We start from the raw sequence: 13371 nt of genomic DNA, 5'->3' as shown, positions 1-13371 counted from the left end.
AAAACACTTAACACCACAACCATATTTGAAAAAACCGCACAGACACCCAGAAAACACTTAACACCACAACCATATTTAATAGAATACATATCTTTAACATTAAAATGTTGAAGGAGAATCACAGGTGAATTTTAAGAAGGAAGCCCTGATACTCATTGCAGGAATATTATCCATGATCTTAATGACAGCACCCCAGTTCCACCTCAGGGTGGCTGGAATCGTAGCTGCTGTGCTTGTAACCGGTTATGGTTTTCTCAGAGTAACCGGCTGGGGCGACACCTTAATAGCACCAATACCCGGAATATTCATAATGGCCCTCAACGCCCTCCTCCTCAACTACACACCCCTGAGGCATCAAAGGGTACTCTATGGCCTCCCAGCCCTCATCATACCCCTCATAATATTGTTGATGCATCTTAAGGGCTCAAGAGATGAGGATGGAAAGGGAAGACCCGGCAGTGCAAGGGAACTTGCAAGGATTGACCGTAAGGATCATGCCACAATGAAGGAAGAACATATTGAAACTGCAGAAGGGGCCCCCATGGACACTGAAGGGCAAACTCCCATGGCAAATGAGGAGGATATAATCAGGCTCCGCATCCCCTCACGGGACCTAATAGTCGCGGCTGTGCTCTCAATGATCCTCCCCCCCATAATCATGGCCATAGACCCTAAGCCCGTTAGGTTCATGCTCCTTATCCCCCTTATAATCTCGGCATCATATGCTCTCCTCTCGGCCCTCATCACAGGGTTCCATGAAAGGAGGAGGCTCCTGAAGTCATTACTAACAGCAGGGATGGCCCTTACACTTACAGTGGCAGCATGCTCCCTGCCAGGGGGATACGGCCACCTATTCCTTGGAATCACCGGTGTGATCTCATCCCTTACAGCCTACATAAGAAGGTCAAGGAGAAGGATAAGGCTTATGGAGTCCCTGAAGAGGAAAGAAGCCGACATCCTTGAAAGGTACGGCATCATTGAAGATGAACCGGTACTTGAAATCCATGGAATTGATGATAAGGAGCTTAAACCAGAGATAAAACCATCCAGAATAAGGAAAACAGCCCTTAAAATGAGGAAGGCCTCTGATACAGGGATTGAAGAGGACCTTAAAAGGGCATTTCCAGGGGATGACTTCTGGAATAAACCCGAAGCCAGGAGCCCAGGGGCGGGGACCTTTTCTGACCTTGCGGTTCTCACAGTTCTAAGCCTTTTAACCCTCATCCTCTCATCCAGCTCACCGTACATGCTGAGGGAGGCCCTTTTCTACATCCAGGCCCTCTTTGTACCCGGTTACATCCTGATGTCCATCCTCGCCCCTGAGAGGCGCCAGATAAGCCTCCCTGAAAGATTGTTCCTGGCCTTCACCGGCAGTATAATCCTGACCTCAGCCCTGGCATTCATCACCGGAAATCCCTTCGCCTTCAAGGCCATCCTGAACAGGGCGCTGACGGGTCTGAGCCTCCTGATGACACCGATCGCATTCATCAGGCGCTGGAGGCTGGGTGAACTCGCCTACACCTGCAGGTTCAGGGGTTTGCCGCGGGGGCTCTCAAGGGACGCGTGGATATCCATTTTCCTTGGGGCCGTGCTCCTCTCACTCGTCACGGTAACCGTCTACATAACCCTGAACCCTGAACCCTCCGAGAGGTTCACAGAGTTCTACATCCTCGGCCCAGGAGGTAAGGCCTACGGTTACCCTGAAAATGTAACGGCAGGTGAGAATGTAGAGCTGATAGTCGGTGTTGTTAACAGGGAATACCGGAACGAGACATATCTCATGTCGGTGAAGATGAGGGGAGATGTTTTAAGGAATGAAACCATAAAGCTGAATGCAGGGGGAAAATGGGAGAGACCCGTGAACTTCACGGTTACAGGGGTCGGTGAAAATCAGAAACTTGAATTCCTGCTTTACAGGTTACCTGCAAAGAAGAAACCCTACAGGTCCCTGTACCTTTTCATCAATGTAAGGTGATAGAATCATGAAGAACATGGACGTTGCTGTAACCGGAGGACTTGGATTCATAGGATCACACCTGACAGACAGGCTCCTTGACCTTGGGAACCATGTCATGGTCATCGATGACCTTTCAACAGGGAGCTACGATAACCTCAGGGACCCCCATCATGAGGACCTTGAGGTTATAGAGGGCAATATAAATGAACTGGACCTTGAGGAGATCCTCAGTGGTAAGGACTTCGTATTCCACCAGGCGGCAATGGCAAGCGTCCCTGAAAGTGTAAGGGACCCTGTGGGGTGTCACAGGGTCAATGCAACAGGCACGCTGAGGCTCCTTGTGGCGGCCCTCAACGCGGGGGTCAGGAGGGTGGTTAACGCCTCAACATCTGCGGTTTACGGGAACAGCACCGAGATGCCATTATCCGAGGATGCAAGGCCAATGCCCCTTTCACCCTACGCCGTCTCCAAGGTCACCGGCGAGTACTACTGCAGCGTTTTCAGGGAATACGGCCTTGAAACGGTTTCACTGAGGTACTTCAACGTCTACGGCCCCAGGCAGAGGCCGGACTCCCAGTACGCTGCCGTCATCCCCAGATTCATAGACGCCCTCCTCAAGGGGAGGACCCCCCAGATATACGGTGATGGCGAGCAGAGCCGCGACTTCATCTACGTGGAGGACGTTGTAAGGGCCAACATCTACCTTGCAGAGCACGGTTCCCATGAAATTTACAACGTGGCAGGCGGATCCGCCATCACGGTCAACAGGCTCTTTGAAATCATATCAGGGATCATAGGATCATCATCAGAGCCAGAGTACCTTGATGAAAGGCCGGGGGATGTGAAACACTCCCATGCAGACACATCAAGGCTCAGGGGTGAGGGCTTCACCCCGGAGGTGGGCCTTGAGGAGGGGCTTCAGAGGACCGTGGAGTGGTTCATGAAGCATATGTGACCACGTCATGGTGGATATAATGGACCCTAAAAGGACTGTTGCAAGGAATACATTATTTCTCCTTGCAGCCGCCATATTCACGAACCTGGCCGCCTTTGTCTGGAACGTGTACCTTGCAAGGTACCTGGGGGCTGCAGGTTTCGGTGTGCTCTCAGCGGCCCTTGCACTGACAGGCGTATTCAGTATACTGGCAGACCTGGGGACAGGGACCTACCTGACAAGGGAGATTGCACGGGACCCTGAAAGGGCCCCTGAACTGGCAGGGAAGGGTCTCGGTAACCGCCTTATACTCTCATTAATCGTCCTCGTACTCGTATTTCTCTTTCCACTCACCGGGATCTACAGGGGGGCTGCTGCAGCCGTGGTCATGTTCATCGCAGGTTACATGCTGGTATCATCCTTTGGCTCGTTCTTCAACAGCATATTCCAGGGCTTCCAGCGGATGGAGTATCAGACCATATGGAACATACTGAACAGTCTCTTCATACTGGCTGGTGTGCTTCTTGTGGTATGGCTGGGCGGTGATGTTGTCAGCGTGGCCATAGCATACCTCATTGCAGCAATCCTCTCCCTGACCTACTCCATCCTGATCTTCAGAAAGCGTTTCTTCACCCCCAGGATATCATCTGACCTTAATATGCTGAGGGAATCTCTGCCCTTCGGGATAACAAGTGTATTCTCACTGATATACTTCTGGATAGACTCCGTCATGTTATCATTAATGAAGGGTGATGTCTCTGTTGGACTCTACAGTGCACCCTACCGTCTCCTTACGGTTATCGCATCCTTCTACAGCGTATACCTCCTTGCTGTCTTTCCAGTGATGTCAAGGTTCTATGTTGAGAGTTCAGAATCCCTGAGGTTCACATACAGGAGGTCCATCAAGTACCTTATCATGATCGCCATACCCCTCATATCCATTGTCTTCTTCCTGGCCCCTGATATAATCAGGATCATCTATTCAGAGGAGTACCTGAGATCAGTCCCGGCCCTCCAGGTGCTCATACTGGCCTCTGCCTTCATGTTCATTAACGGTGTCACCTCAAACCTCCTGGGATCGGCGGACAGGCAGGTTACGGTTACAAGGATAACGGGTCTTGGCGCCCTCTTCAATGTTGCTGTTAACCTGCTGCTGATACCTGGATTTAACTTCATGGGGGCCAGCGCAGCCACCGTTCTCACAGAACTCCTTATGACGGCCCTCTTTCTGAGGACTGTTACCTGTATGGGTTATGCTGGTCCCGGTGACCTGAAGGGTGCCTGGAGGCTTGCAGCAGCCTCAGTGATATCCCTTCCCACCCTGCTGATACCGGTAAACCCCCCGATAAGAGCCATGGTTTTTCTGATCGTCTATACAGCAGGCTTATTCATTTTCAGGGCCGTTGATGATGTTGACATCCAGATAATGAGGTCATTGCTGGGGAAGTAAGGGGTTAAAGGGAGACACCTTGACAGGGAAAAAATCCCCACAGCAGTCATGGACACTGTTAAAGGCCTGAAAAAGTAAACCCTCATGATTTAACATCGAGTATGCCTGATTTGACCTCCTCAAGGATGTCCCTTGCATAGTAGGATGAGAAGACCACGCCGAGGGCAGTTACGAACCAGAAGGATATGAGGCGATCCACAATGGCTATGCTCCCTGCAACCGAACCCTGAACACCGAAAAGGACAAACAGGGCCGTGAGGGAGACCTCCATTGAACCCATACCACCGGGGAGTGCTGAGAGTATGCCTATGAGGTTTGCCAGGAGGAATATTATGATAACCGCAGAGAAGGCAACCTCAACACCGAAGGCAAGGAAGACCAGGTAGAGCCTCAGGCACTCCATGAGCCATGATAGCAGTGAGAGGCTGAATATAACCAGTATTGATGTGAAATTCGAGTAGGCCCTGGTATACCCTATCATGTTCCGTATACCCTCAGTCAGCTTCACGTAAAGGTTATCAAGGGTCCTCTCTGAGATCGGGAGTCTCTCAAGGAGGGAGTGTATCCTCTCATAGATCTTCAGACCCTTCTCCTCCCTCCAGTTAACCAGGTAGATCAGGTAGGTTATAAGCAGGGAGAGAACTGCACCAAAGAGTGCGGCTATCCTTACCTGCGGCATGAGGACCGCTGCAGCTATAAGAAGGAAGCCTCCGATGCCAAGGTCAAAGAACCTCTCTGTGAGGCCGGCTGAGAGGCCCTCTGATAGCTGGATGCCGTTGAGTTTTTTACCTGCAAGTGCATTCATAACCTCCCCTGCACTCCTCATGGGGCTCAGGTTACCTGCAAAGAGTCCTATGGTCTTAACTATGAAGTTCACCCTGAACCTTCCTGTCTGGCCTATTATGAAGCCCCACTTGAGGCCCCTGACTGCAAGGACCATGATGTGGACTGCGAGGGCCATGAGGATAATGAGCAAGTCGGCCCTTGATACTGAATAGATGATCCTGGATGGTCCTATCCAGAATATTACAAGTAAGATCAAGAAAAAACTTAAAATGAAGAAGTAGGCCTTTTTCATTAATCCTCAGCCCCGTCCAGGATTGAATCTCCTTAAAAAGAGCTTTATTATGAACTTAATGTACTGGATTACGTCGCCCAAACCTATATATGACTTTTCATCACCATAGCAGCATGTTATGGGGACCTCAGCTATCCTCAACCTGTGCCTTGATGTCTCACAGATGGCCTCTGATTCATAGACGTAGTCATCATAGGGTAAATCAAGTATCAGGTGCGCGTATCTTGAAGATATGGCCCTGAACCCGCTCTGGCTGTCCGTTATACTGTAACCTGTTGCAAATCTCAGGATCCATGTTGTGAGCCTGTTTGAGAGGCGCCTCTGTACCGGCATGGTGTGGTGGTTCCTCTCAATGAACCTTGAACCTATCACAAAGTCGCCCCCGTTGATTGCAGAGGCAAGGTCCGGTATGAGGGAGGGGTCATGCTGTCCATCGGCATCCATGAATACAATGACATCATAGGAGCCCCGGAGGGCCTCCCTTATACCCGTTTTAAGGGCCGCCCCCTTCCCCAGGTTCCTTTCATGTCTTATGACCCTTGCACCGGCCCTTGCTGCAAGTTCAGATGTCCGGTCTGTGCTCCCGTCATCCACCACTATAACATCACCGTGGCTGAGGGCCCCCCTTGCAACGGACTCTATGGTCCTCTCCTCATTGAGGGCGGGTATCACCGTGACTATCCTTTCAGCAGCCATAGGGGAGATCACCTCCTTATGAGATCCTCAAGAACCCCTTCAAATCGGTCGGTTATGGTCTCCCAGTCGTTTGATTCCACGAAGCGCCTTCCCTTCATACCCTCCTCCCTGAGTCTCCCTGCAAGTCCTGATGCAACCTCAAGGGTCTCCTCAGGCCTTTCTATGTAGTGTATGCCGTTACCCTCACCGAACTCCATGACTATCCCGGGTAGCCTTGTGGCTATCACCGGCTTTGCCATTGCAAGGTACTCATAGAGTTTTATGGGTACAATGTCCTGCATTATCTCCTCATCGATGTAGGCGGGGAGTATGCAGATATCTGCAGCTGTAAGAAACTCAGGTATCTCGGTGTAGGGCTGTCTTCCTGTGAGTATGAGGGTTTCAAGGTTGTTCTCATCCCTTATCCTTTTAAGGTCACTGCAGGCGTCTCCGTCACCCACAACCATCAGTTTTATGTCAGGGTACCGGTCCCTGTTCTCTGCCATTGCTGCTGCAAGTTCCTTGAGGCCGGCGAAGTCATAGAGGAATCCCATGAAGAAGAGGAGGATCTCATGGTCGGCCACACCGTACTTCCTCCTCACCCCTGACCCGTCAAGGTGGGGGTCGAATTCTGATAGGTCTATCCCTGCATCTATAACCTCTGTCCTTTCTGCCCCGAACTCCACTGCAAGGGCATCCAGTTTACGGTTTATGGTGAGTACAAGGTCAGCCCCCCTGATGGTCCTCTCCATGAGCCACCTTCCAAGGCCCTGGAAGGCCCTTTCAGGTATCAGGGTGTAGAGCACATCGATGAGGTAATAGACGAATGGTATCCCGTGCCTCCTGGCCTGTGATGCTGCAATGTATGAGTTTATAAGTCCAAATCCCACGATAACGTCGGGTCTGAACTCCCTTATCTGTCTTCTTATCTCGCGTCCATGGGTGAAGGGTATGGAGAGGTAGTCGAGGACCGGTAGCTTGAGGTGTGCGGGCCTTAAAACATCCACTGAGGCGCTGCTCCGGACCTTGTGCTGGTCCATGTAGACCCTCCTGGGGTTTATAAGTCCGCCCCTCTCATTCTTCCTCCAGTCGATGGGGTAGTCTATGACCCTCACCTCATGGCCCCTCTCAGAGAGCCTGTCGAAGAGGTGGTGCTGCTGGTGGGGATTCCTCTCCAGCCAGTCTGATTCCTGCACAACCAGTATCCTCATGGTATCATTCCAGAAAAAAATAAGGTCTAAAACTCCGCACTCTTCTTTATGAGTTCCCAGTTTTCGGTGAACCATTCATGGGTCCTTTCAAGGCCCTCCCTGAAGGAGACCTGTGGTTTGTAGTCCAGGAGTTCCCCTGCCTTGTCTATTGATGATAATAGTCGTGTCTTGGCGTCCCAGTCCCTCCTTGGCCTGTAGACCACTCCTGCAGGGTTTTCTGTGAGTTCATTGATTATTGTGGCCATCTCAATGACCCTGTGCTCCTTGCCTGAGCCGAGGTTTATGGCCTCACCGACAGCCTCCTTCCTGGCACCCATTGCCATGAGCCCCCTGACTATGTCCTCCACGAAGGTCCAGTCCCTTGTCTCTGAGCCGTCCCCTGTGATGGGGAGTGGTTGACCGTTCATGGCCCAGTAGAAGAAGTTGGGTATCACGTTACGGTACTTTCCAGGGACCTCCCCTGGACCAAAGACATTGAAGAACCTTGCATTCACTATTGGGAGGTCGTAGAGGTTGTGGAAGTAGTTGGTGTAGAGTTCGCCCAGGAGCTTGGTGACCTGGTAGGGTGTGTGGAGGGATATGGAGATGTCATGCTCCCTGAAGGGTATCTCTGAGTCAAGGCCGTAGACACCGCAGCCTGATGATGAGTAGATGAATCTTTCAACACCCACAAGCTGAGCATATTCAAGCACCTTCAGTATACCGAGGCCGTTGACCATGAGGTCCTTTTCAGGGTTATCCACACTGTTTTGGTTTGCGAAGTGGGCTGCCAGGTGGAAGACGTACTCGGGCCTCTCCCTGAAAACCCTCTTGAGGACCTCATCGTCCAGTATGTCTCCCCTGACGAACTCTATGTTCTCATGGTCGGGTATGTTCCACTCGTAGCTTGATGAGAGGTTGTCAAGGATGATTACACGTGCACCTGCCTCTGCAAGGCTGCCTGAGAGGTTGCTCCCGACACATCCAGCTCCGCCTGTTACAAGAACGCATTTACCATCATAAACCTTGAATTCATCCATAATTAATCACCTTCCAGTTATGATATATTCTCTCCGGGCCAGTTTATCTGAATCTTCCCATGCTCCGGCTTATCTTCCATAGTGGATTATCATCCTCCTCATTGAGTCAAGGATTATGCCGGTGAAAATGAAGAAGGTCCCGAAGAGGGTGAGCATGACAGCCACTATCGTTGGCCCCATGTTGACGCTCACCCCTGTTATGTAGTCCCTTATGAACATCAGGGTGAGTGCAGCGCCTGCGATGCCTATTATGAGGCCCGGGAGGGTAAAGTAGTATAGGGGCCTCCTGACTTCAATGTCCCCGAGTATCCTGAGGAGGACCGAGACGCCGTGGCTTACAGGGTTCCTTGTTGAGCCATCCACGTCGTACCTGACGCCCACCTCAACCTCCATGATCCTCAGGCCGGCCTCTGCAGCGTCTGCAAGCATCTCGCTTTCAACCACAAATCCAGGGTCCCTGAACCTGAAGTGGGGTATGGTCTTTGATGAGAAGGCCCTGAAGCCGCTCTGGGTGTCTGTTATCTCAAGGCCGGTTGAGATGTTTGTTGCGGTGTCAAGGATCTTCTGCCCCACCCTCCTGTACCTGGGGGTGTTCTCGTCGGTTCCATGGAGGTACCTGCTGCCGTTTACTATGTCGGCTTCACCCCTGATTATGGGTTCCATGAGTTTCGGTATCTCGGCCGGGTCATGCTGTCCATCGGCATCAAGGGTGACTATCACATCGGCATCTGTTGCCTGGAATCCTGTTTTAAGGGCCGCTCCCTTCCCGAGATTCTTATGGTGCCTCAGCACCCTTGCACCGGCCATCTCCGCCACACTGGCGGTCCTGTCCGTGGACCCGTCATCAACGACCAGGACCTCATCCACGTGTTCACGTGAGAGGAGGACCACCGAGCCTATTGCAACCTCCTCGTTGAAGGCTGGGATAATCGCAGCTGTCTTCATTTTATTTCAATCCTCTATACGGTAGTACCACTTCATCCATTCAACCGTGCGCCTGATACCCTCCCCCGGCGGGACCTGGGGGTCATGTTTAAGGTCCCTTATGGCCTTGGAGAAGTCCATTGTCTTCACCTTTGTTGTGAAGGGTTCAGAGTCCCTGTAGGTTACTATTGAGTCGTCTATCCCCACCGCCTCAAGGACCATGTCAGAGTACTCCTTGATGTCATGCTCCCACTCGGTGCGTCCGCCTACGTTGTAGACCTCGCCGGGTATGAAGTTGTCGACTATGTTGGCGAAGGTCCTGACGGAGTCCTCAACGTAGTCTATGATCCTCTTATGGCCCCTGTACACCGTGTAGGGCTTCCTGTGGAGGGCATGGTATATGAATATGGGTATGAACCCCTTGTAGGGTGAGTACTTCTCATGGGGGCCGTAGCAGTTCACGGGCCTCACCCTGACGGTCTCTGTGCCGAACATCTCGGCGGAGTTCATGCACATGAGCTCCCCGGCCCACTTGGTTATGGCGTAGTCGTTCATCTGGTAGGTGTCGCTTATGGGGTTTTTAACCATGACATCCTCGCTCATAACCCCGCTGTAGTCCCCGTAGACTTCCGCTGATGAGAAGAAGATCATCCTGAAGCCCAGTTTCTCCTGCATCCTCAGCATGTGCTTTGTACCTATGACGTTGGTCTTCCAGAGGTTCTCATAGTAATCCTCACCGTTCCAGCGGCCGTACTCTGCAGCCAGGTGGTAGACGTAGTCAAATTTATCATCCTCGAATATCCTTTCAACCTGGCGGTACTCCCTGACGTCAGCCCGCATGTAATCTTCCCTTTCAGTGTGCATGAGGTCAACTGCAAGGACCTCATGGCCCCTGCTCCTGAGTTCATTGACAAGGTTTGTTCCTATGAATCCGGCTCCACCGGTAACAAGTATCCTCTGAGTTTCCATATAACTCCGCTCCTTGTTGATTAGAGTGATTAAACGTAAGAATAAGGTGTGTCTCACAGTGGGACACCTTAAACTAATTATTAACGGATACCATATAAATACTTGAAGGAAATCAAGAATCCCGCACGAAACCCTGTGAATGTTAACCCCCCTGACGTTTTAATATTAATTACTTTCTGGTGGGGTGCCGGTGCACTTATCCCGTGAGGGGGGGCCCGGCATTCCAGGTATGAGCTAACAGGGCCCATGAACATCCATTCCGATGATCACCTCTAAACCCTGACATCAGCCGGTCATGTTCATCCTTTCGGCAACTGCAACCCCCCTCCTGGAGTAGATGACCCTGTACCCTGAAGGTAGTGGTGTCTCATCGGTCCAGTAGATGTAGTAGTCCGGGTTAAGGTCCCTGAAGTATTCAATGCATAATTCCATCCTGTCCGGATGCATCTTCCTTGTGAATACATACTTTCCAAGGTACCATGTGAAGGCAGGGCCCCTGTCAGAGGCTATAATCCTCTCACTGTAGGCCGGGTCGTGTTCCATGAGCCAGGCTGCAGCTTCCTTCTCCGCCTCAACGATACCGTAACTGTCAGGCATCCCGGCCAGGTAGTTGATGGCTGAGGTTAGCATCAGGAGGGCCACCAGGGCTGAGAGAACATCTGATGCATGCTTCCATCTGATGATGCCCGCCGTCTCCCTTATGGAGAGTGAGATGCCGTAGGCAACGGCAGGCATCACGGTGATGAGGTACCTGTCAACCTTGACCGGGTGGAAGCTGTGCATGAAGAGGTAGGAGAGGAACCATACAGCCATCGCAAGGTTCATGTCAGTGTTCTCCCTGTCTCCGGCCATCCTGGCTACTGAAAGGGCCCATAGGAGGAGTATGATTTCACTCACAACAAAGGAAACCCTTCCAAAGGTGGCGACCATGAGAATTGAGAGGAGGATGAAGAGGACCTTCTCCCTTAAACCAGTCATGGAGGCCAGGTCCCTGTTATTCCAGAGTAAAATGGCCATCCCTGCCAGCAGGAACCCGATTATTATAAATGCCACGGCTGTGGGCCCCGCAATTGAGGGGTTTATCACATGGAGGTAGTCCTGTGATGGGAGGGCCGATATGTACTCCGGGAAGTGTAAGATAGTAGAGTGGGTCAAGACTGTAGCCGGGGTTTATGGAGGTTGCTGATCCCGTTGCTGTTCCTGCAGCCTGTTTTAGGAATGGGAATGGTGTCTTAACGTTCCTGTAGAAGAAGTATGCGAAGGGGAGGTAGAGGAGGATGCCCAGGCCGGTGCCGGCAAGGAGCTCCCCTAATTTTGATCTGAATTCAGGGTCCGTGAAGATTATGATTGCAAGTGGAAGTAACATGAGACCTGAAGTGTACCTTGTAAGGAAGGCTGCCATTGCAACAGGGAGCGCCAGGCAGTAGAAGCGCGGATCCTTTCTCCTCCCAAGGAGTGCTAGGTACACCGCCCAGATGGAGAGGGATGCTGCGGGGACATCCAGGGCCCCTGTTGCTGCCCATGAAAGGATTATGCTGAAGGATGCGAAGGATATGCTCCCTGCAAGGCTCTCCATTTCACTGAATCTGAGTCGCAGGAGGAGGTAGAGTCCTGTGACACCCGCGATATAGAATGCTGCGGCGGCTGAGAACACGGTGGGTTCACCTGTAAGTCCCAGCATGAACAATACTGAGAGGACCGCCGGGAAGAAGGGTGAAAGATAGAGTGTGTCCGCCGGGCCAAGGTGGGCCATCCTCATGGCATTATTCACGTAGAGGAAGATGTCCCAGTAGTATATCCCGATGTTATTCTGGATGTATACGAGAATAGCAGCCATTATCAGCGATAAAGTTAGAATAATGGGGAATACCTTCTTATCATTAATCATCAATAACATCTCCTGTGATTGATTGGAATGTCCTATACTGATTAATCATATTATGGTTAATATCAAGCACCATGATAAACCCATCAGATAGTATGTCCCCCGTCACCTTACCTGCTGGAGAGAACCTCAACATAGACCTCCTGAAATCTTCGGGATATAATGTCGGGGTCAAACTTTTCTGCTGATGGTCTGAATGACTCCCTGTTATTAAGCACTCTGTATATACCTTTCCTCAGCCCTTCAACCGAGGGTTCAACGATTACACCATCGGAAGGCTCGATCCATTCAGAAACACCACATTTTGATGTTACAACCACGGGTGTCCCACATGAGATTGCCTCGGCCACAACATTGCCGAAGGACTCATACCTTGATGGTAAGACAAAGACGTCTGCATCCCTGTATGCCCCCAGTTTATCCATACCATACAGCGGTCCCGTCATGATAACCCTCCCTGAGACTCCAAGTTTATCCATCAGGGCCCTGAGACCCTCAAGATAGTGGTCATCTGGACCTGCTATCACAAGCTTCACTTCATCCATTTCCCTGTATGCGCGAACCAGGAGGTCCAAGCCCTTCATTTCATGTATCCTTCCAATGTAAAGGACTATTCTTTCATCCCCGAGCCCCCACTTCCTCCGGAAGGCGCCCCCTTGAGGAACCCCCTCCAGCTTAACAGGGTTAGGTACTCTTATGATGGAATCATCCTTAAGGAATGGATAAACCTTCCTGTAAAATCTGGACTCAATCTCTGAGGAGGCCACCACCCTCTCGGCACCTGCCATAATCCTTCTTCCAGCCATGAAATCAAAGATGTTCTTGATGAAGCTCCGTGTCATGGTGGGTACCGAACCATGGGGCTGTACTATGTAGGGTACACGATGCCTTGATGCGAGTATGGATGTCACCGCGGCCAGGAAGGTCCTGTGTTCATGTATATGGATTATGTCAAAGCCGCCTATTTCTCGTGCTGCTACAGATGGCAGCCTGCAGGGGATTGGCATGTTAAGGTTACCTGTAAGGTACATTGAAAGGTTTCTGAAGTAGTAGGTCCTTATACCATCAACATCCACAGGTCGGTTCTTCTCAGTATCCAGGCGTCTCTTGAATCCATCGGTTGTGTATACCGTTACATCATGACCCTCTGCAACCTGCCATGATGCAAGGTCATAGACCATCCTTGGGGGTCCACCAGCCTCCCATGATGGCTTGAAATAGGGTGTAACATGAAGTATTCTCAACTAATTAACCTCCCTCCACTGCATG

12 protein-coding genes are annotated in these 13371 nt (G+C 51.2%); 3 read left to right on the top strand and 9 right to left on the bottom strand.

Annotation, left to right across the window (positions count from 1 at the left end):
• Positions 1–124 precede the first annotated feature (124 nt).
• From FZP57_RS03700 to FZP57_RS03690, 3 genes are read left to right on the top strand one after another with little or no spacing between them, the layout of a single operon-like run.
• Positions 125–1975, top strand: a complete 1851-nt coding sequence (locus FZP57_RS03700; protein ID WP_074358830.1) for a DUF1616 domain-containing protein — start codon at positions 125–127, stop codon at positions 1973–1975.
• A gap of 7 nt (positions 1976–1982) precedes the next feature.
• The gene (locus FZP57_RS03695; protein ID WP_191216507.1) at positions 1983–2912 is read left to right on the top strand and encodes an SDR family oxidoreductase; all 930 of its coding nucleotides are present in this window, start codon (positions 1983–1985) and stop codon (positions 2910–2912) included.
• 19 nt (positions 2913–2931) lie between these two features.
• The gene (locus FZP57_RS03690; RefSeq protein ID WP_238337983.1) at positions 2932–4341 is read left to right on the top strand and encodes a flippase; all 1410 of its coding nucleotides are present in this window, start codon (positions 2932–2934) and stop codon (positions 4339–4341) included.
• 82 nt (positions 4342–4423) lie between these two features.
• Here the strand turns inward: FZP57_RS03690 and FZP57_RS03685 are convergent, their stop codons facing one another.
• From FZP57_RS03685 to FZP57_RS03645, 9 genes are all read right to left on the bottom strand, one after another.
• The gene (locus FZP57_RS03685) at positions 4424–5383 is read right to left on the bottom strand and encodes a UPF0104 family protein (RefSeq protein WP_238337982.1); all 960 of its coding nucleotides are present in this window, start codon (positions 5381–5383) and stop codon (positions 4424–4426) included.
• Positions 5384–5425: 42 nt separating this feature from the next.
• Positions 5426–6115: a glycosyltransferase family 2 protein gene (locus FZP57_RS03680; protein WP_074358826.1), complete on the bottom strand. Its 690-nt coding sequence runs from the start codon at positions 6113–6115 to the stop codon at positions 5426–5428.
• A gap of 8 nt (positions 6116–6123) precedes the next feature.
• The gene (locus tag FZP57_RS03675; RefSeq protein WP_191216506.1) at positions 6124–7305 is read right to left on the bottom strand and encodes a glycosyltransferase; all 1182 of its coding nucleotides are present in this window, start codon (positions 7303–7305) and stop codon (positions 6124–6126) included.
• Positions 7306–7331: 26 nt separating this feature from the next.
• Positions 7332–8324, bottom strand: coding sequence for an NAD-dependent epimerase/dehydratase family protein (locus FZP57_RS03670; protein WP_191216505.1), 993 nt, complete (start codon positions 8322–8324; stop codon positions 7332–7334).
• Between the two features lie 69 nt (positions 8325–8393).
• A complete protein-coding gene (locus tag FZP57_RS03665; RefSeq protein ID WP_191216504.1) occupies positions 8394–9269 on the bottom strand; it encodes a glycosyltransferase family 2 protein in 876 nt (291 codons plus the stop codon).
• Positions 9270–9275: 6 nt separating this feature from the next.
• A complete protein-coding gene (locus FZP57_RS03660) occupies positions 9276–10217 on the bottom strand; it encodes an NAD(P)-dependent oxidoreductase (RefSeq protein WP_191216503.1) in 942 nt (313 codons plus the stop codon).
• 285 nt (positions 10218–10502) lie between these two features.
• Positions 10503–11270, bottom strand: a complete 768-nt coding sequence (locus tag FZP57_RS03655) for a hypothetical protein (protein ID WP_191216502.1) — start codon at positions 11268–11270, stop codon at positions 10503–10505.
• Entirely contained in the window at positions 11212–12105 is an 894-nt protein-coding gene (locus tag FZP57_RS03650; RefSeq protein ID WP_238338010.1) for a glycosyltransferase family 39 protein, read from the bottom strand. The genes FZP57_RS03655 and FZP57_RS03650 overlap by 59 nt, the downstream gene beginning before the upstream one ends.
• 107 nt (positions 12106–12212) lie before the next feature.
• Entirely contained in the window at positions 12213–13346 is a 1134-nt protein-coding gene (locus FZP57_RS03645) for a glycosyltransferase (RefSeq protein ID WP_074358820.1), read from the bottom strand.
• Positions 13347–13371 lie beyond the last annotated feature (25 nt).

Source organism: Methanothermobacter sp. THM-1 (genome assembly GCF_009914355.1).
In the GTDB taxonomy this organism is placed as follows: Archaea; Methanobacteriota; Methanobacteria; order Methanobacteriales; family Methanothermobacteraceae; genus Methanothermobacter; species Methanothermobacter wolfei.
The sequence above is the reverse complement of the archived record's forward strand: the minus strand, read 5'-3'. Positions and strand labels throughout refer to the sequence as shown.

What these genes read in the sequence shown, in the direction of transcription:
- FZP57_RS03690 (WP_238337983.1), top strand. Translation starts at nt 2,932, where the DNA reads ATGGACCCTAAAAGGACTGTTGCAAGGAATACATTATTTCTCCTTGCA.
- FZP57_RS03680 (WP_074358826.1), bottom strand. Translation starts at nt 6,115, where the DNA reads ATGGCTGCTGAAAGGATAGTCACGGTGATACCCGCCCTCAATGAGGAG.
- FZP57_RS03665 (WP_191216504.1), bottom strand. Translation starts at nt 9,269, where the DNA reads ATGAAGACAGCTGCGATTATCCCAGCCTTCAACGAGGAGGTTGCAATA.
- FZP57_RS03650 (WP_238338010.1), bottom strand. Translation starts at nt 12,105, where the DNA reads ATGATTAATGATAAGAAGGTATTCCCCATTATTCTAACTTTATCGCTG.
- FZP57_RS03660 (WP_191216503.1), bottom strand. Translation starts at nt 10,217, where the DNA reads ATGGAAACTCAGAGGATACTTGTTACCGGTGGAGCCGGATTCATAGGA.
- FZP57_RS03670 (WP_191216505.1), bottom strand. Translation starts at nt 8,324, where the DNA reads ATGGATGAATTCAAGGTTTATGATGGTAAATGCGTTCTTGTAACAGGC.
- FZP57_RS03675 (WP_191216506.1), bottom strand. Translation starts at nt 7,305, where the DNA reads ATGAGGATACTGGTTGTGCAGGAATCAGACTGGCTGGAGAGGAATCCC.
- FZP57_RS03695 (WP_191216507.1), top strand. Translation starts at nt 1,983, where the DNA reads ATGAAGAACATGGACGTTGCTGTAACCGGAGGACTTGGATTCATAGGA.